The sequence below is a fragment of the Pseudomonas paraversuta genome (genome assembly GCF_904063065.1).
Classification (GTDB): Bacteria; Pseudomonadota; Gammaproteobacteria; order Pseudomonadales; family Pseudomonadaceae; genus Aquipseudomonas; species Aquipseudomonas paraversuta.
On sequence record NZ_CAJFCL010000001.1, the window covers coordinates 106,876 to 125,836 of the forward strand.

The following is an 18,961-nucleotide window of genomic DNA, read 5'->3' on the forward strand; positions in this document are numbered from 1 at the left end:
CGCTGACATGTGGCTCACAAAGACTGGATTGAGGCGAGGGCCGCTGATTATACGGGCCCCGCGTCGCAGCACCAGCCGCACGACTTGATATGTATCAACACGGCTACAACTGACGAGCAACTATAGTGACTTCAAATCGCCTGAAAACATTTGGAGCTACCGGTCATGCAAACCATACGCAGCCTTTTGGTCGTCATCGAACCCCAATTGATGGAAAGCCTCTCCCTCAAGCGTGCCAAGGAAATCGCCAACAGCACCAAGGCGCACTTGCACCTGTTGATTTGCGATAAGGAAAATGACCATTCAGCCTTGCTCAGCGTGTTGCAAAGCAGCCTGGCGAGCGAGGCTTACAGCGTAACGAGCAACCAGACCTGGTACGAAAACCAGCACACCACCATCATCAAGGAGCAGCAAGCCAGGGGTTGTGCGCTGGTGATCAAGCAGCACGCTCCCGATTCCATGCTGAAAAAACTGCTGCTCACGCCGGAAGACTGGAAATTGCTGCGCGATTGCCCGTGCCCGGTATTGATGGTCAAACACGCCAGAAGCTGGAGCGGCGGCGTGGTGCTGGCGGCAGTGGATGTGGGCTGCAGCGATGACGAACACATGGTTTTGCACAAAACCATTATCGACCAGGGTTTTCGTGTCGCCAGCCTCGCCCACGGCCAGCTGCACGTGGTCAGCGCCCATCCAGCACCCATGCTGGCAGCAGTCGATGCGGTCTACCCCGTGGACACCCAGTACGAAGCCAGCTACAGAGCGGCCTGCAAAGAGTTCCAGAACCAGTACGAAATCGACGACAGTCGCCTGCACATCAATGAAGGGCCGGCGGACATCATCATTCAACAGGTCGCCAAAAAGCTGGATGCCGTGGTAACAGTCATCGGCACCGTAGCCCGTACCGGACTGTCCGGGGCGCTGATCGGCAATACCGCAGAAGTGGTGATCGACAAGCTTGAATGCGACATTCTGGTGCTCAAGCCCGATGACATCATCCAGCACCTGGAGCAAAAAGCGGCCAAGGCCTGATCCTCATGGCTACAACCTCACCACTGCAGGAGCCTGCCGGCGATGGCTGCATCGCTGGCAGGCCAGCACCTACAAGATCGCATCCTTGAGAAAGCCGGGCGCGATATAGCGCTCGTAGTGCGCTTCGGAAAGCAGGAAGAATTCCCGATCAATGGCGTCGCGCAACTCGGGCAGACCCCAGTCGCGAAACTCCGGCAACAGCACCATGCCGTACATCTCCAGTTGATTGATCACCCGCGCCCCCCGGGCAATCAACTGGTAGGCCCAGCAATATTCCGACTGATGCGGCACAAAACGGATCTTGCGGGCCACCAGCTGAGCGCGCAACGCAGCCGGGTCGAAAACCTCCACCTTGCCCGTCATCACCTGCACCAACAGTTGCTCAAGACGTAGCCAGACCGCACGTTTGGCCTGTTCGTCATAGCCGTTCCAGTTGATCACTTCGTGATGGAAACGCTTGCAACCGCGGCACACAAGGTCGCCGTAAACCGTAGAGCAGAGGCCGATGCAGGGAGTCTTGATGGTTTGATTGGACATGGCGAAATAGAGCACTGCAGAGCGAAACAGGTGCACATGTTAGCCCTTTGTCTAACGCAGATCACCCCTCAACCTTCAGGGGCTAACTTACCTTTAACAATTTTTTACCGTAGAATCGGCCTGCCTTTTAAGGCGCCAATGTCCGTTAGAAGCTGTTTTCAAAGCGTCACGAGCACAGTTGATCCCGAAGAACGGTGTTGGTGTGGGGTGTTTGCACTGCAAATGCCCGCATCAACATTCATCACCCTCCCCGTTCGGAAGGCGTAAAACTTTGAAAACAGCTTCTGTTGGGAATCCTTGAACTCTGGCTAAGCGGCTCAAAAAGCCCCGCAGCGCATGGGTGCTCGGCATTCCTGGATGAGCGTCCCGGACACCCATTTGGGACCAATGATGAGGGTAATAACTGTGCTTGAAGCCTACCGCAAACATATCGAAGAGCGTGCAGCCCTGGGTATCGTTCCCCAGCCGCTTAACGCCGAACAAACCGCAGGCCTGGTCGAGCTGCTGAAAAACCCGCCTGCAGGCGAAGAAGCATTCCTCGTCGACCTGATCACCAACCGTATTCCACCTGGTGTTGACGAAGCCGCCTACGTGAAGGCCGGCTTCCTGTCCGCCATCGCCAAAGGTGAAGCGACTTCCCCGCTGATCGACAAAAAACGCGCTGTTGAACTGCTCGGCACCATGCAAGGCGGCTACAACATCGTGACTCTGGTCGAGATGCTGGACGATGCAGAGCTGGCACCGGTTGCCGCCGAGCAACTCAAGCACACCCTGCTGATGTTTGACGCCTTCCACGACGTCGCTGAAAAAGCCAAAAACGGCAATGTCCACGCCAAAGCCGTGGTGCAGTCCTGGGCTGACGGCGAGTGGTTCAAGAACCGCCCTACCCTGGCTGACAAAATCAGCCTGCGCGTATTCAAGGTTACCGGCGAAACCAACACCGATGACCTGTCGCCGGCACCGGACGCCTGGTCACGCCCAGATATCCCGCTGCACGCCCTGGCCATGCTGAAAATGGCTCGCGACGGCATCGTGCCGGACGTGCAGGGCTCCATCGGTCCGATGAAGCAAATTGAAGAAATGCGTAACGCCGGCTTCCCTATCGCTTACGTCGGCGACGTAGTCGGTACCGGTTCTTCGCGTAAATCGGCAACCAACTCCGTACTCTGGTTCTTCGGCGACGACGTTCCTTACGTGCCGAACAAGCGTGCCGGTGGTTTCTGCTTCGGCAGCAAAATCGCTCCGATCTTCTACAACACCATGGAAGATGCTGGCGCACTGCCAATCGAATTCGATGTCAGCAACATCAACATGGGCGACGTGATCGACCTGTACCCGCACGCCGGCAAGGTTTGCAAACACGGTACCGACGAAGTCATCACCACCTTCGAAATGAAGACCCCGGTTCTGCTGGACGAAGTTCGCGCTGGCGGCCGTATCCCGTTGATCATCGGCCGTGGCCTGACCGAGAAGGCCCGCGCCGAACTGGGTCTGGGTCCATCCGACCTGTTCAAAAAGCCGGAAGCGCCTGTTGAAAGCACCAAGGGTTTCACCCTGGCGCAAAAAATGGTCGGCAAGGCTTGCGGCGTGACCGGCGTTCGCCCGGGCACTTACTGCGAACCGAAGATGACCACCGTAGGTTCTCAGGACACCACCGGTCCAATGACCCGTGACGAACTGAAAGACCTGGCGTGCCTGGGCTTCTCGGCCGATCTGGTCATGCAATCGTTCTGCCACACCGCGGCCTATCCAAAGCCGATCGACGTGACCACGCACCACACCCTGCCAGACTTCATGATGACCCGCGGCGGTGTTTCCCTGCGTCCGGGCGACGGCATCATCCACAGCTGGCTGAACCGTATGCTGCTGCCGGATACCGTCGGCACTGGCGGCGACTCCCACACCCGTTTCCCGATGGGCATTTCGTTCCCGGCCGGTTCCGGTCTGGTGGCCTTTGCCGCAGCCACTGGCGTAATGCCACTGGATATGCCGGAATCGATTCTGGTTCGCTTCAAAGGCGAAATGCAGCCAGGCATCACCCTGCGTGACCTGGTTCATGCCATTCCTTACGTCGCTATCCAGAAGGGTCTGCTGACTGTAGAGAAAAAAGGCAAGGTCAACGAATTCTCCGGTCGCATCCTGGAAATCGAAGGCCTGGACAACCTGAGCATCGAGCAAGCGTTCGAACTGTCCGACGCCTCGGCAGAACGTTCGGCTGCTGGCTGCACCATCAAGCTGTCCAAAGAATCCATCACCGAGTACCTGAACTCCAACATCACCCTGCTGCGCTGGATGATCGGTGAAGGTTACGGCGACGCCCGTACCCTTGAGCGTCGTGCTCAAGCGATGGAAGCCTGGGTTGCCAACCCTGAGCTGATGGAAGCCGATGCTGACGCCGAATACGCTGAAGTCATCGAAATCGATCTGGCTGATATCAAGGAGCCTGTGCTCTGCGCGCCAAACGACCCGGATGATGCACGCCTGTTGTCCAGCGTTGCCGGCGAGAAAATCGACGAAGTGTTCATCGGTTCGTGCATGACCAACATCGGCCACTTCCGCGCTGCGGGCAAGTTGCTGGACAAGGTCAAGGGTCAGCTGCCAACCCGTCTGTGGCTGTCGCCGCCGACCAAGATGGACGCTCACCAACTGACCGAAGAAGGCTACTACGGCATCTTCGGCAAAGCCGGCGCGCGCATGGAAATGCCAGGTTGCTCGCTGTGCATGGGTAACCAGGCACGGGTTGAACCGAACTCCACCGTGGTATCGACTTCGACCCGTAACTTCCCGAACCGTCTGGGCGACGGCGCGAACGTTTACCTGGCCTCGGCCGAGTTGGCGTCGGTAGCCTCGATCCTGGGTCGCCTGCCTACCGTAGAGGAATACATGGTCTACGCGGCAGAGATCAACACCATGGCGGCGGACGTGTACCGCTACCTGAGCTTTGATCAGATCGCCGAATTCCGTGAAGCGGCAGCCACTGCCAATATCCCGGTTATTCAAGCGTAAGCTGATGCAGTAACGAAAAAGCCCCGGCTCTTGTGAGCCGGGGCTTTTTTATGTGCGGGATAAAAGCTCTAAAGCAGTGGTGCGACGATTTGCTGCTCCCGCGGCCAGGCATCCAGTACGGCCTTGAACAGGGTCGCCAGCGGTATCGCGAAGAACACCCCCCAGAACCCCCACAACCCGCCAAACAACAGCACCGCGCAAATGATTGCCACCGGGTGCAAGCTCACTGCCTCGGAGAACAGCAAGGGCACCAGCACATTGCCATCCAGGGTCTGAATGATGCCGTAGACCGCCATCAGATAGATGAACTGGTCACTCCAGCCCCACTGAAACAGCGCAATCAGCAGCACCGGAACCGTCACCACCACTGCCCCCACATACGGCACCACCACCGAGACGCCCACCAACAGCGCCAGCAGCGCCGCGTAGTTCAGGCCCATGGTGACAAATGCAATGTAGGTCACACCGCCGCAAATAATGATCTCGATGACTTTGCCGCGAATGTAATTGGCAATCTGGCGGTTCATTTCTTGTGCGACACGGGTAATCAACGCCCGCTCACGAGGCAAATAACCACGCACCCAACGGCCGATCAGCGCCCGGTCTTTAAGGAAGAAGAACACCAGAATCGGCACCAGCACCAGATAGATCATGATGTTGACCAACAACGGCAAACTGGACAGGGAAAAGGTCAGTGCCAGTTGCCCGAATTTGCCGATTTCACCGCGGGCGACTTCAATGGCCTGCAGCACTTGCTCATCCGACACCAGATGGGGATAGCGCTCCGGCAACAGCAACAACAGTGACTGCCACTTGGCCAGCATGCCCGGCAGCTCGTTGAACAGCGTGATCAACTGATGCCAGAGCAACGGCAGCACCACTACGATAAACACCAGCAGTAGCCCCATGAACAGCGCAAATACCAGGCCGACCGCTGCGGCAGCCGGCACCCGCAGCCGCTCCAGAGCCACCACCAGCCCCTGCATCAGGTACGCCAGCACCATGCCTGCCAGTACCGGCGCCAGCATGCCGCCCAAGGTCAGCACGGCGGTAAAGGCCAGCACCAGCAACACCGCCAGCACCACCGCCTCTTCATCAGAGAAATAGCGCTGAACCCAATCACGCAACACTTTGAACATCGATATTCCTTAGAAGAAGGCCCGCATCTCAGGCCTTGCGTAACCAGTAGCAATAGGTGCCGGCATCATTCTCTTCACGCAGCAGTTCATGGCCTGCCAAACGTGCAAAGGTCCGAAAATCTCGCTGCGAACCGGCGTCCGTGGCGATCACTTTGAGGGTCTGACCACTGACCAGGCGATTAAGCTCCAGCTTGGCCTTGAGCAGAGGCAACGGGCAGTTCAGGCCACTGGCATCCACCAGCGCATCATGCGCCAACGCATCAGTCATTACGTGCTCCTTCAGAGTCGGCATTTTGCGGCCGGTTAGAATACCCCAAGCGGACCCGCTACTGGTCGCCAGACACGTGTGCGGCTACAGTAAGCGCTTTACCGACCAGAGCTTTGTGCATGACTTTTCTGCGCCCGACCCTATTGACGCTCGCTTGCCTGCTCGCATCACCGAGTTTTGCCGACGATTTACCGTCTCTGGGTGACGCCAGTTCGTCCATCGTCTCCCCCCAACAAGAATACCAACTGGGTCGCGCCTGGCTGAGCATGCTGCGCGGCCAGGTGGCGCAACTCAACGATCCGCAGCTCAAGGACTACGTCGAAACCAGCGTCTACAAACTGGTCGAAACCAGCCAGGTACAAGACCGGCGTCTGGAATTCATTCTGATCGACAGCCCGCAGCTCAACGCCTTTGCCGCGCCCGGGGGGATCATCGGCGTCAATGGCGGCCTGTTCCTCAACGCGCAAACCGAAGGTGAATATGCCTCGGTGATGGCTCACGAACTGGCTCACTTGTCGCAACGCCACTTCGCCCGGGGCGTAGAAGCCCAGCAGCGCATGCAGCTGCCGATGATGGCGGCCTTGCTCGCAGGGATCATCGTCGCGGCCTCTGGTGCAGGCGATGCCGGGATCGCCGCCATTGCCGGCAGCCAGGCTGCCGCGTTACAGGAACAGCGCCGCTTCTCGCGACAAAATGAACAAGAGGCCGACCGCATCGGCATCCTCAATCTGGAAAAAGCCGGCTACGACCCGCGCTCGATGCCGACCATGTTTGAACGCCTGATGCGCCAGTACCGCTTTGACGCCAAACCGCCGGAATTCCTGCTGACTCACCCGGTGACCGAGTCGCGTATCGCCGACACCCGTAACCGCGCCGAACAGGCAAGGGCCGGTGGCACCGAAGACAGTTTGCGCTACCAGCTGATTCGCGCCCGCGTGCAGCTCAACTACGAAGAAACACCGGGTATTGCCGCCAAGCGCTTTCGCCAGCAACTGGATGAAAACCCGAAAAACGATGTGGCGCGTTATGGCCTGGCAATAGCCCAGATCAAGGGCAGCCAGTTCAACGAAGCGCGAGAAAACCTCAAGCCGCTGCTGGACAAGGCACCAAACGACATCACATACAACCTGGCGCAGATTGAGCTGGACACCGACAGCAACCGCCTGGCGGAAGCCCAGCAACGGGTCGATCGAATGCGCACCCTGTATCCGGGCAACTACCCGCTCAATCAGGCCAGGGTCGATCTGTTGCTCAAGCAAAACCGCCCGGCCGATGCCGACAAGGCGCTGGAAGCATTGCTCAAGAGCCGTCCGGATGACCCGGATGTGTGGTACTCGGTCGCCGAAACCCGGGGGTTATCGGGCAACATCATTGGCCTGCATCAGGCCCGCGCCGAGTATTTCGCTCTGGTCGGTGATTTCCGCCAGGCCATACAACAGCTGGATTTCGCACAAAAGCTCACCAACAACTTCCAGCTGTCATCGCGCCTGGATGCCCGCAAGCGCGAGCTGATGGATCAGGAACGTGCGCTCAAGGACATGATGAACTAACCCGCCCCCCCCCTGTAGGAGCGAGCTTGCTCGCGAGCTCTATTCTCGCGAGCACCTCGTTGGTACATAGGGAAAAGCTCGCGAGCAAGCTCGCTCCTACGGTTTGTTTATTTGTTTATTCGTTATCAGGCATTGCCCGCCAGTTTCAAACGCGCGGCCTGGGTGAAATCCAGCATGCGTTTAAGCGGACGAATGGCCTGAGGCACCAGCGCCGGATCGACGAAGATCTCATTGCTCCCCTGCTGCAGGCACTCAAGGGTGCGCTCCAGGGTGTTCATCGCCATCCACGGGCAGTGAGCGCAACTGCGGCACGCGGCACCGTTACCTGCGGTAGGGGCTTCAATAAACACCTTGTCCGGGCACAGCTGCTGCATTTTGTAAAAAATGCCGCGATCGGTGGCCACGATAAAGGTTTTGTTCGGCAGGTTTTGCGCCGCCGCGATCAGTTGACTGGTAGAACCTACCGCGTCAGCCAGATCAATCACCGACTCCGGTGACTCCGGATGCACCAGAATGGCCGCATCGGGATACAGCGCCTTCATGTCTTCCAGCTGCTTGGACTTGAACTCTTCATGGACGATACAAGCGCCGTCCCAGAGCAACATGTCGGCTCCGGTCTGGCGCTGGATGTAACGCCCGAGATGCTTGTCCGGCCCCCAAATGATCGTCTCGCCGTTGTCCATCAGGCTTTCGACGATTTCCAGTGCGCAGCTGGAGGTCACCACCCAGTCAGCCCGGGCCTTGACTGCCGCCGACGTGTTGGCATAAACCACCACGGTGCGCTCGGGATGCTTGTCGCAAAAGGCCGAAAACTCTTCAACCGGGCACCCCAGATCCAGCGAACAGGTCGCCTCCAGCGTGGGCATCAGCACGCGTTTTTCCGGGGTAAGGATTTTGGCTGTCTCGCCCATAAAGCGCACGCCGGCCACCAGAATGGTTTTGGCAGGATGGGCAGCACCAAAACGGGCCATCTCAAGGGAGTCGGACACACAACCACCGGTTTCTTCGGCCAGGGCCTGAATGACCGGATCACAATAAAAATGCGCCACCAACACCGCGTCGCGGGCTTTAAGCTCAGCCGCGATCTGTGCCCGCAGGCCCTGTGCTTGAGCCTCGGTCAAAGGCTTGGGCTGCCTGGCATCGAGGTGGGCTTGAACCAGAAGTCGTTCAGAAATTTGCGTCATGTTCGCAAGACCTGCAAGCGCTAGTGCGCGAAAGTCGAGTGTACCACCAGCTCTGGACCCTTCGAGTCCCGCTGGGAGAATGTGTGTGTCATCAGGCACGGACAAGCAATGAAGCGCGACAAGGCTACAGAATATCCTTGGGATTCAAAAGTTTATTGTTGCCATGAGCGGCGGATAAGCGATGCCGGACGGACGGCCCGGCATCGGTCTGAAACGGCTGCTATCTCAACCGCAAGGTTTGGCAGCGGCCGGGGTTACTTGATGGCGGCCAGCACCAGATCAGCCACCGGACCGCCGGACGCAGGATTTTGCCCGGTAATCAGCCGCCCGTCGGCAATGGCAAAGGGTGCCCAGGGCGTGCCGGCCTTCAGATACTGAGCGCCACGCTTCATCAACTCACTCTCGGTCAGATACGGCACAACGTCAGCCAGGCCTGCCAGTTTCTCTTCTTCATTGGAAAAACCGGTGAGCTTTTTGCCCTTGATCAGCAACTCGCCGTCAGACAGTCGGATATTGAGCAGCCCCACTGCACCGTGACAAACCGACGAAACCACCCCGCCCCGCTCATAGATATGGCGACTCAACGCCTGCAACTGCGGGTTGTCCGGATAGTCCCAGATCACCCCGTGGCCGCCGGTGTAATAAATGGCGACGTAATCATCCGGGTTGACCTGGTCCGGCTTGAGCGTTGCCCCGAGGCGATTCATGAAGCCCTTGTCGTGATACCACTCCCAGTCAATCTGCGACGCCATGTCCTTGGCCAGACTGTGGGGATCGATCGGCGTGTAACCGCCCTGCGGACTGACATAGTCAACGGCATACCCCGCGGCCTCTACCTTGTGCACAAAATGCACTGCCTCGCCCAGCCACAACCCTGTGGCGCGATCGAGGTCGGGGTATTTTTCGACACTGGTCAGTACCACCAGAATTTTCTTGCTCATCGTTAACCTCCTGCTGAGTGAGACAACCCATAGGTGCTGCAGGGTAGACCATGCTGATCAGGCAACCGTTCAGCCGCTGCCCCCCCGTTGGTCCCTCAACAGGCCCGCAGTGCTTTGACCGAAGTGCCCGCTTTTGAGCCAGGGACCAGAACAGGCCATAAAGACAGGAGCGAATACAAATTCACTGCATATGGTAATAATTGCTATTTACATATGCGAATAAATCTCTACCATTCCGCCCTGCGTAGTCTTTGCCATACGTCTGGCGCCCCGCTGCAAGGTGTCCGCAAAGGCGACACGTCTCCCTCCCCTCTACAGGATCTCTGAGATGCTTCGTCCCTTTATGCCCGTGATGACCGGTTCTTTGCTGTTGGCTTTTTCGGCGGCGGCCCTGGCGGCTGACGAATCCGCCGACCGGCAAGCACCAGCCGCAGGCCCGTTGACCCTCGACAGCGTCAATGTGAATGCCGAAGCCGGTATTTCAGGTACCGCCACCACCGAAGGCAGCGGCTCGTACACCACCGGGGCCATGAGCACTGCCGTCGGCCTGCCGTTGTCGATCCGCGAAACACCGCAGTCGGTGAGCGTCATGACCCGCCAGCGCATGGATGATCAGGGCATCAAAGACCTCAACGATGTGGTCAAGTACGCACCGGGCATCACCCTGCGCAAGTTCGGCGGTGACCGCCAACAGTTTCTGGCCCGCGGCTTTACCATCGATAACCTGATGTACGACGGCCTGCCCACCAGCCTCAGTACTTTCACCCTGGACACCATCGCCGGGGCTGATCTGGCGATGTATGACCGCGTGGAAGTGGTACGCGGCGCCACCGGCCTGATGACCGGTGCCGGCAGCCCCTCGGCAACCCTGAACCTGGTGCGCAAGCGCCCCACTGCAACGCCGCAAGTGAGCATCACCACCAGCGCCGGCAGCTGGGATCGCTACCGCACCGAGGTCGACGCCTCGAACAGGCTCAATGACACGGGGACCGTTCGCGGGCGGGTAGTGGCCGCTTATGAAGACAACAAGAGCTATATCGACGTACGCGACAATCAGCGCCAGACCTTCTACGGGGTTATGGAAGCCGACCTGAGCGACGCTACCACCTGGACCCTCGGGGCCTCGAAACAGCGTGACGATGCAACCTCGGACTGGGGCAGCCTGCCGGCCGGACCCAATGGTGAAAACCTGCACTTGCCACGCTCGACCTTCCTGAGCAACGACTGGGCCTACTGGGATCGGGACAACGTCTCGCTGTTCACCGACCTCACCACCCGCTTCGACAACGGCTGGACCTCAAAACTGGCATTCGCCAAAATCTGGGCCGAGTCCAACACCTTCTCCAGCTACCTGAGCGCTGCCAAGGGCGGCGGATTCAACCAGTCGTCAGGGCAATATGACACCACCGACGTGCAGACCAATCTGGATGGCTCGCTCTCGGGCCCGTTCAGGTTGTTTGGCCGTGAACATGAACTGACCCTGGGCGCGAGCCGGCGTCAGGAAAAGTTCGACCAAAAAGGCGGCTTCTGGTCCAAGGCGACTCCGATCGATATCTACAACTTCGATCCGGGGGTCATTCCCAAGCCGGACATTGCCGATCGCACCCCGTACCAAAGCCAGAATACGGCCACCGAAGAAGGCGTTTACGCCGCCGCCCGCTTCAACCCCATCGACCCTTTGCACGTAATAGTCGGCAGCCGGCTGAGCTGGTACGACTACGACAATCGCTCGGGCACCGGCGATTACAAAGTCACCCAGCAAGTCACGCCCTATGCAGGCGTCATCTACGACCTCAACGATACCTACTCGGTTTACGCCAGCTACACCGAAATTTTCAAACCGCAAACCCAGCAGGACGTCAGCGGCGCGGTGCTCAAACCGATGACCGGTGAAAGTTATGAAGTGGGGATCAAGGGTGAGTACTTCGACGGCGAGCTGAATGCCTCCCTGGCGCTGTTCGACATGACCCAGGAAAACCGTGCCTATGCGCTGGACACCCAGCCCGCCAGTTGCCTGGCCACCAACCGCACCTGCTATGAAGCCGCCGGCGAAGTCCGCAGCCGCGGGCTGGACGCTGAAATCAGCGGTGCCCTCACCCCGTACTGGCAAGCCTCGGCTGCCTACACCCTGGTGCTGAGCCAGTACGTCAAGGACAAGTCCTTTGACAAAGGAAACCTGTTCGCACCCAACCAGCCCAAGCACCTGTTCAAGGCCGCCACCACCTATCACTTGCGCGGCGACCTGGAAAAACTGCGCATCGGCGCCGACGTACTGGCCCAAAGCGAAACCTACGGCCGGGTCGGTAATGGCCATGCGGTACAGGATGCCTATGCAGTTGTCGGCTTGATGGCAGGCTATCGCCTGGACGAGCACTGGGACGCCCGGGTCAACCTGAACAACCTGTTCGACGAAAAATACTGGCAGGGCATCCCCACCGCCAGCGGCAGCGGGACCTACGGCGACCCGCGCAACCTGATGGTCTCGCTGAAGTGGACGTTGTAAGCCAGCACCTCAGACACCGCGCGGGCCTCAGGCAGTCAGCGCATGGATGCGCCCCTGGTGACCCTGGTGGTGCGAGACTCAAGCGCACAGTCAGACGGCCCCGCCCGGCACTGCCCCCTACAGCGGCACCACAGCGGATGGACCGCCCTGGCCGACAGCGCCGGTCACAAACTTCGCCACCTGGGCATGGGACAATGCCCGGGCATCCGCCAGCTTCTGCAGCCACATTGCCAGGCGCGTCACGCAACCGGGCTCCTGTCGGGCGACCGGGTCCAGATGGGCAAACAGATCCTGCACCAGCACCTCGGCCGACTGGCTCAGATACTCCGACTTTATTGCCCCGGCAATTTGCCCGGCCAGTTGCGCGACATCCGGGTTACTGGCTTCCAGTTCGAGCATTCGCTGCGCATAGGAGGACGTGACGGGTAACGGCATAAAGGGTTTTCCTGGGTGATGGAGGGTTAATAGAATTCTTCCCGGGATTTAACCACGCTCACCGGCTTGCGCTCCCCCGTGCCCGTAATCTCGTAAACCGTCATGACGTAGTTATCTGCTATGACTGTTTCGATGAGGTAAGCGGTCTTGGGTTTTGGGGTAAAGACTTGAGTCTCAGGCTGAGCCGCTATGGCGTAACCGAACATCGAGTGCATGGGAATGCCGTTGAGGGTCGCAACCTGTTGCTTGACCAGCGCATTGACCTTCAGCGGTTTATTGGCCTCTACCAGCGTGTCGATACTCGACGTCCCACCGGCCATTTTTTTCAGGTACCCGGGTATGCGCTTGTAATAAGCCGTGTCATACACCTGTTCGCCAGCAGACTGCATGCCGAATCGACCGGCGTCACTCGGCCCGGTGGAGTAGCTGACGGGATGGTCACCTGCGCCGCCGACAGTGCGGAACGCAAGGCTTGCATGCTGCTCATCCGCGGGTATCGTCACCAGCGGCTCTGGCGTGGATTGAACGGCAGACTGGCGGCTGGCGCAGCCGGTAATTGACAGGGCCAGGGTTATTGCGAGGGTAAAAACCAGAGTTGTTTTCATTCGATCCTTGAATTTTCATGTGTCGGGAGCTGCTATGGACTTCAATTTCTCCGGAAGGTGCCACAACCGGCGGATCAGTCAGCGCCGAGTTGCAGTTCCATTGCCTGGGACATCAGGCCGCAGCCATCACGCAGGGGTTCCAGAGGGCCGACCGGACGAAAGCCAGATGCCTTGTACAGGCCCATTGCCGGCGTGTCTGCGGCCGTTACGCCCAGGCAAACACGGCGTACACCAACACTCTTTGCCCACTCCAGCGCTTCATGCAGCAGTGCACCGCCAGCGCCCAGGCCACGGCGCGCAGGATCAACCCACATCTGAAAAATTTCGGCCACGCCGGCTTCCGGCAACTTGCACCAGACCAGCCCGCACATTTGCTGGTGATCGAGCGCAACAAATATTCGCGCCTGCCCCGAGGATACGGCACCTGCAAGCCGTGAAGCCCAAACCTCATCGGTCCTGCCCGCCTCTGACTCATAGGTGCTGGCGAAAGCATCGGGAGAGTCTTGCAACGACTGCAGACGAAGATCCCGGTAACTGCGCCACTCACCGGCCTCAACCGGACGTACTGAAATCATGCTGCGACCCCTCCCTGTACCAGTGTCAATACGAAGTGGCGCAGACTAGCGTGCGCCCGGGTGAGGGACAACCTTGCACTACACCGCGTTCACAATGGCGCTTGCCAATCCGCAATCGGGTGGCTACCTTCCAGTCCATGAGCACGTACCGTATCGCCTCGACCACCACCACTACCACGACCGCACAAGGCGGGCCGTGAGAAGTGTCGTGAGCTGAATCAAAACGAACTTCAAAGGCCCGCCAGCAATGCGCAGGGCCTTTTTTGTGCCTTGCGGTCGCTGGCTCACTCGCAAGGAAATGCGCCATGTATGCACTACTGATTCTCGATATGCAGGTCGGTCTGGTTCAGGGCCCGGACCAGCCTTGGCAGGTGCCAGCGCTGATAAACACATTGAACAGGCTGATGAGCGATGCGCGGCAATCCCGCGCCCCGATCTTCCTGGCCCGACACACTGGCCCGTCGGGGTCGCCCATCGAACCAGGCAGCCCGCTGACGCAAATCGTTAAAGAACTGGAGCTGCAGGGTGACGAAGTTATCTTCAACAAAAGCCGGCCAAGCGCATTTTGCATGACTGATCTGGAGCAACAGCTGCAAGTGCGTGGATGCACGGGCATAGTCGTCACCGGAATGAAGACTCAATATTGCGTAGACAGCACCTGCCGGGCAGCCAGGGATCTGGGCTTTGATGCGGTGCTGATTGCCGACGGTCATACCTGCTCCGACACACCCTTGCTCAAGGCCCAGCAGATAGTGGCACATCACAATGCGACCCTGGCCGGACCTTTCTGCCGTGTTGTCCAGGCACAGGACTGGAGCTTTCAGGACCCCTGCGCTGACTGAATTGCCAGCAAAAAAACGCCGAAGCCGAGGACACAGATCATGCAAAGAACGGTAAGAATCGCCAATGAGACGGATATCGAGGTGATATTCGACATCCGCACCAGCGTGACAGAGAACCACCTGTCCCGTGATCAGTTAACGCAAATGGGCATTACCCCCGAAGCCATACGCCAGGCGATGTCCCGGGCGCCGTGCCTCTGGATCGCGGAGGCCGATGGCACCCCGGTGGGGTTTTCCATGGTTGATCTCGAAGAAGGCTGCGTGTTTGCGGCATTCGTGCGGGCTGAATTCGAGGGTCACGGCTTCGGCCGACGCCTGATGGAAAAAGCCGAAGCCTGCCTGTTCCGGCAGCACCCGACGATCTGGCTCGAAACCGCCGGGGCTAGCCGCGCCAGTGGCTTCTACCGCAAGCTCGGCTGGCAAGCGGTGGAGAACCTGGAGCAAGGTGATGTGCGCTTTGAGAAGCAGCGCCCATAAACCCTGCACGGCGGTCGCCTGGTGTTCGTTGCCGGACAGCAGGCGCCCGCCCGGCACTTCGCGCTAGCATTGCGCCCCTTCCCCCCGGCAATCGGACATCACATGCAAAGGCTCGAAGACAACGCAGCACTGGTGATCATCGACATGCAGAAAGGCATTGATCATCCCAAGCTGGGCAGACGCAACAACCCCCAGGCCGAGTTGCGGATCGAGGCGTTACTGAGTGCATGGCGACGGTCTGCAAGGCCGGTGGTTCACGTGCGGCACATATCGCGATCAGCCGACTCGGTATTTCACCCGGGACAACCCGGCTGCGAGTTTCAGGAGGCGTTTGTGCCTCTGGCCCATGAACACGTTGTGGAAAAGAACGTCCCGGATGCCTTTACCGCCACCAGCCTTGAGCGCTGGCTGACCACCCGTTCAATTCGGCAACTGGTGATCTGCGGTGTTGTTACCAATAACTCGGTGGAGTCGACGGTGCGCTCGGGAGGCAACCTGGGCTTTGAGGTGATAGTGCCTGCGGACGCTGCTTACACGTTCGATCAAAATGATCTGACAGGCCGCCACTGGAGTGCAGAGGATATACATGCAATCTCTCTCAGCAATCTGGCAATGGACTACGCGACCATTGTCGAGACCGGGCAGATTTTAAACCTTATCTGAAGCCCCGCTGGTGTTGACGCCACTTGAAGTGCAATCCGGCCAACAGCGAGCCGGCAAGATCGCCCACCCCCCTGGGCAGGTGCTTTTGGCTGGCTCCGGAGCAGGTGATTTCCCTGCGCGAAACCTTGCACAGCATCGACCGCCGATGCCGGCTGAAATAGTTTAGCGATGGAAAAACGATTTCCGTTCATACATCCCATCATGGCCACTACAATGCCACCCCACAATGGACGTGATATTGGGCAGGACGATGGAATTTCGAAATAACATCAATGCGTTACGGGCACTCGCCGTTATTTCGGTGGTGCTTTTCCACTTCAAGGTTCAAGGGTTTGGTGGAGGATTTGCAGGGGTCGACGTATTTTTCGTCATCTCGGGCTTCCTGATGACCGGAATCATTTTCACCGGTCTACAAACGCAGCGCTTCTCCCTCCTGGGGTTTTACGCATCAAGAGCGCGCCGCATCATCCCGGCCCTTTTGACCCTGTGCATTGCACTGTTGATATTCGGCTTCGTATTTCTGCCCCTGGATGATTATCGGGATGCCATAAGGACGCTCAAAAGCAGTCTGCTTTTCAGCTCGAACTTCACATTCGCCAAAGGCGGCAGTTACTTCGACGCTCCGCTGCACGAAAACTGGCTACTGCATACCTGGTCACTTTCGGTTGAGTGGCAGTTCTATATGCTTTATCCGTTACTGCTGATGGCGCTCTACAAGTTTGTGGGTGCCAAAAACACAAGAAGTACCCTGGTACTGCTGGCTTTGATCTCGTTCGCGGCCTCTGTCGTTCTGACCAGGACCAGTCCCGTATTTGCCTTTTATATGCTGCCCACCCGAGCCTGGGAGATGATCGCAGGCGGGCTGGTATTTTTGTACCCGCTGCAACTTGGCAAGCGCAGCAGTTCGATTTGCGAAGGCCTGGGCCTTGTGGCCATCCTGGCCAGTGTGATGTGTTTTTCCGAGCAGGATCAGTGGCCCGGTTATTTAGCGTTGCTGCCGGTTCTCGGAACAGCGCTGGTGATTTACGGAAATACCCAGTCGGCTTTCAGTACCAACAGAGCCCTGCAATACACCGGCAAGATCTCTTACTCGGTTTACCTTTGGCATTGGCCGCTGGTGGTATTGCTCTATACCTGTGGCCTGCTGACGAGCTGGCCGTACGTGACCGGCGCAATTATTCTTTCGTTCGTGCTGGGTGCCCTGTCGTTCTATCTGGTGGAGTCACGGGCGAACAGCGCTACCTGCGCTACGAAAACCATCATCAAGTACGCCTCATATGCGCTTGGCGCAGTCGCCTTGTCAGCCGTCACGTCCTCGGTAGTAAAAGACTACCCTGGCGTCAGGTTTGCCTTTGTGGACCTGGGCCAACCTGCGTATTCCGGCACACTGTACTCGCAGGAATGCTTCCCCAACGACTATGCCGCCGCCGATTGCAAACTCGGTACGGGCGAAGTATCGGTCATTCTGTTTGGTGACAGTCACGCTCAATCAACGGCAGCAGCGGTCCAGCTCGAGAACAAGCAAGCCGCTTTATCCTGGGCGCGCGGTGGTTGTCCGACCCTGCAAAACTTTGAAATGCGTGACAAAGAACTGCAGCGCCAATGCCAGGCGTTCAACCAGGAAAAACTGGAAGTCCTGAAGAACTCCTATAAGGGAATCCCCGTGGTGCTGTTCAGTCGGGCAGCGCTGTACTGGGACCAGAGCCGAAACAACAAGCACCGAATTTTCTTCCCTGAGGCCAAAGACCCGGATGGCTCATCTTTTGTCGAAACCTACACCGCGAAATACATCGACGTCGTCTGCTCGATCGCACAAAACCATCCGGTTTATATCGTAAAGCCGATTCCGGAAATGCCCTTCAGTGTCTATAAAGGCCTGAATCTGCACAGGCGAATATTCCAGCACACCACGGATATTTCGATCCCGCTGCATGAATATGAAAAGCGCAACAGGATTGCCATTACCGCGATCGAAACTGCAGCAAAGCGTTGCAACGCAACCGTAGTGGATCCAACCCCATATCTATGCCCTGACGGCAAATGCATGGGGTCCTGGGACGGGGTTCCGCTGTATTACGATGACAACCATCTCGTAGACGCAGGCAACGAACAGTTGAAGGGATTGTTTAAAGACGTGTTCAAAGGAATTTAGCCGCGTACAGGCTCGTGGAGGCTCGACAGGGAGGCAGAAGCAGCTGAGGCTGGTACTCACCCCGGAAACGACGCCAACTTGCGTTGTCGACCTGTGCGGGCCTTGGCCCGCCATGGTGGCTCTTCTCTGCGTGCCACCCTGCACCCACAAATCCCGGGCACAAAAAAGCCGGTTAATCCTGAGGATTAGACCGGCTGTTTTGGTGTTGCATATGGTGGGTCGTGTGGGATTCGAACCTACGACCAATTGGTTAAAAGCCAACTGCTCTACCAACTGAGCTAACGACCCGCTTCGTTGTGGGACGTATAATACTGATTTTTAACGAGAATTCAACACCCAGTTAAAAATAAATGCGAAATAATTCAAAAATAGCGGGTTGGGTCAGTAATTCCGGCCGCTGCAAAGCCTTCAGCACGCAGTCGGCAGCTGTCGCATTTACCGCACGCACGGCCCTGAGCGTCTGCCTGATAGCAGGAAACCGTCAGGGAGTAGTCAACACCGAGCTTTACACCGGTCTGGACGATTTGCGCCTTGCTCAGGTTTTGCAGCGGAGCCTGGATGCGGAACCCGTTCCCCTCCACGCCGGCCTTGGTCGCAAGGTTTGCCATGACTTCGAATGCCTGAACAAATTCAGGACGGCAATCCGGGTAGCCCGAATAGTCCACCGCATTGACGCCGATGAAGATGTCCCGCGCTTGCAGCACTTCTGCCCAGCCCAGCGCCAACGACAGGAACACGGTGTTACGTGCAGGCACGTAGGTGACCGGGATGCCTTCGCCAAGGGTCTCTGGCACGTCAATGGAACTGTCGGTCAGAGCCGAGCCGCCAATGCCGTCCAGGTTCAGGCCGATGACTTTGTGCTCTATCGCGCCCAGGTCACGGGCTACACGCGCGGCGGCGTCGAGTTCGGAACGGTGACGCTGACCATAATCAAAGCTCATGGTGTAGCAGCTGTAGCCTTCGGCGCGCGCCATGGCCACCACAGTCGCGGAGTCAAGACCGCCAGACAGCAGGATTACGGCTCTTTTTTCGGTGACTACAGTTTGTTCGGTCAT

The 18,961-nt window shown here is 58.2% G+C and carries 17 protein-coding genes and 1 tRNA gene; 8 read left to right on the top strand and 10 right to left on the bottom strand.

The window, feature by feature from the left end; translation table 11 throughout:
- Nucleotides 1-165: 165 nt before the first annotated feature.
- Nucleotides 166-1,029 (top strand): universal stress protein, encoded by an 864-nt coding sequence (locus JQ845_RS00475; protein ID WP_003441340.1) that lies wholly within the window; start codon nt 166-168, stop codon nt 1,027-1,029.
- 69 nt (nt 1,030-1,098) lie between these two features.
- On the opposite strand, the gene JQ845_RS00480 is transcribed toward JQ845_RS00475, so the two are convergent.
- Entirely contained in the window at nt 1,099-1,566 is a 468-nt protein-coding gene (locus tag JQ845_RS00480; RefSeq protein ID WP_003441338.1) for a DUF1289 domain-containing protein, read from the bottom strand.
- A gap of 405 nt (nt 1,567-1,971) precedes the next feature.
- Between JQ845_RS00480 and acnB the strand changes: the two genes are divergently transcribed.
- Nucleotides 1,972-4,572: a bifunctional aconitate hydratase 2/2-methylisocitrate dehydratase gene (gene acnB, locus JQ845_RS00485; protein WP_003441336.1), complete on the top strand. Its 2,601-nt coding sequence runs from the start codon at nt 1,972-1,974 to the stop codon at nt 4,570-4,572.
- Between the two features lie 68 nt (nt 4,573-4,640).
- Here the strand turns inward: acnB and JQ845_RS00490 are convergent, their stop codons facing one another.
- Both JQ845_RS00490 and JQ845_RS00495 read right to left on the bottom strand, forming a co-directional pair.
- A complete protein-coding gene (locus JQ845_RS00490) occupies nt 4,641-5,711 on the bottom strand; it encodes an AI-2E family transporter (RefSeq protein WP_003441333.1) in 1,071 nt (356 codons plus the stop codon).
- 28 nt (nt 5,712-5,739) lie between these two features.
- Nucleotides 5,740-5,979, bottom strand: coding sequence for a sulfurtransferase TusA family protein (locus tag JQ845_RS00495; protein WP_003441329.1), 240 nt, complete (start codon nt 5,977-5,979; stop codon nt 5,740-5,742).
- A gap of 119 nt (nt 5,980-6,098) precedes the next feature.
- Between JQ845_RS00495 and JQ845_RS00500 the strand changes: the two genes are divergently transcribed.
- Nucleotides 6,099-7,529: a M48 family metalloprotease gene (locus tag JQ845_RS00500; RefSeq protein WP_010655844.1), complete on the top strand. Its 1,431-nt coding sequence runs from the start codon at nt 6,099-6,101 to the stop codon at nt 7,527-7,529.
- 125 nt (nt 7,530-7,654) lie between these two features.
- Here JQ845_RS00500 and nadA read toward each other — a convergent pair whose 3' ends face one another.
- On the bottom strand, nt 7,655-8,713 hold the full coding sequence (nadA, locus tag JQ845_RS00505) for a quinolinate synthase NadA (protein WP_003441323.1): 1,059 nt from the start codon (nt 8,711-8,713) through the stop codon (nt 7,655-7,657).
- Nucleotides 8,714-8,967: 254 nt separating this feature from the next.
- Complete coding sequence (locus JQ845_RS00510) at nt 8,968-9,654, bottom strand: type 1 glutamine amidotransferase domain-containing protein (RefSeq protein ID WP_003441320.1); 687 nt, start codon at nt 9,652-9,654, stop codon at nt 8,968-8,970.
- A gap of 328 nt (nt 9,655-9,982) precedes the next feature.
- Between JQ845_RS00510 and JQ845_RS00515 the strand changes: the two genes are divergently transcribed.
- Complete coding sequence (locus JQ845_RS00515) at nt 9,983-12,157, top strand: TonB-dependent siderophore receptor (RefSeq protein WP_127196573.1); 2,175 nt, start codon at nt 9,983-9,985, stop codon at nt 12,155-12,157.
- A gap of 117 nt (nt 12,158-12,274) precedes the next feature.
- Here JQ845_RS00515 and JQ845_RS00520 read toward each other — a convergent pair whose 3' ends face one another.
- From JQ845_RS00520 to JQ845_RS00530, 3 genes are all read right to left on the bottom strand, one after another.
- Complete coding sequence (locus JQ845_RS00520) at nt 12,275-12,592, bottom strand: hypothetical protein (protein WP_003441282.1); 318 nt, start codon at nt 12,590-12,592, stop codon at nt 12,275-12,277.
- Between the two features lie 26 nt (nt 12,593-12,618).
- Nucleotides 12,619-13,197: a hypothetical protein gene (locus tag JQ845_RS00525; RefSeq protein WP_203007934.1), complete on the bottom strand. Its 579-nt coding sequence runs from the start codon at nt 13,195-13,197 to the stop codon at nt 12,619-12,621.
- A 74-nt stretch (nt 13,198-13,271) separates the two neighbouring features.
- A complete protein-coding gene (locus JQ845_RS00530; RefSeq protein WP_010655851.1) occupies nt 13,272-13,772 on the bottom strand; it encodes a GNAT family N-acetyltransferase in 501 nt (166 codons plus the stop codon).
- Nucleotides 13,773-14,077: 305 nt separating this feature from the next.
- Here JQ845_RS00530 and JQ845_RS00535 point away from each other — a divergent pair, with 305 nt between their 5' ends.
- The 4 genes from JQ845_RS00535 (at nt 14,078) to JQ845_RS00550 (ending at nt 17,906) form a co-directional block, all read left to right on the top strand.
- Nucleotides 14,078-14,614 carry a cysteine hydrolase family protein gene (locus JQ845_RS00535; RefSeq protein WP_203007937.1) on the top strand — a complete coding sequence of 179 codons (537 nt, stop codon included), beginning with the start codon at nt 14,078-14,080 and terminating at the stop codon, nt 14,612-14,614.
- Between the two features lie 39 nt (nt 14,615-14,653).
- Nucleotides 14,654-15,091 (top strand): GNAT family N-acetyltransferase, encoded by a 438-nt coding sequence (locus JQ845_RS00540; RefSeq protein ID WP_202210943.1) that lies wholly within the window; start codon nt 14,654-14,656, stop codon nt 15,089-15,091.
- A 102-nt stretch (nt 15,092-15,193) separates the two neighbouring features.
- Complete coding sequence (locus tag JQ845_RS00545) at nt 15,194-15,754, top strand: cysteine hydrolase family protein (RefSeq protein WP_003441268.1); 561 nt, start codon at nt 15,194-15,196, stop codon at nt 15,752-15,754.
- Between the two features lie 250 nt (nt 15,755-16,004).
- Entirely contained in the window at nt 16,005-17,906 is a 1,902-nt protein-coding gene (locus JQ845_RS00550; protein ID WP_203008243.1) for an acyltransferase family protein, read from the top strand.
- Nucleotides 17,907-18,118: 212 nt separating this feature from the next.
- Here the strand turns inward: JQ845_RS00550 and JQ845_RS00555 are convergent.
- Nucleotides 18,119-18,194: transfer RNA gene (locus JQ845_RS00555), tRNA-Lys, on the bottom strand.
- Nucleotides 18,195-18,268: 74 nt separating this feature from the next.
- A complete protein-coding gene (gene queC / locus JQ845_RS00560) occupies nt 18,269-18,961 on the bottom strand; it encodes a 7-cyano-7-deazaguanine synthase QueC (RefSeq protein ID WP_010655856.1) in 693 nt (230 codons plus the stop codon).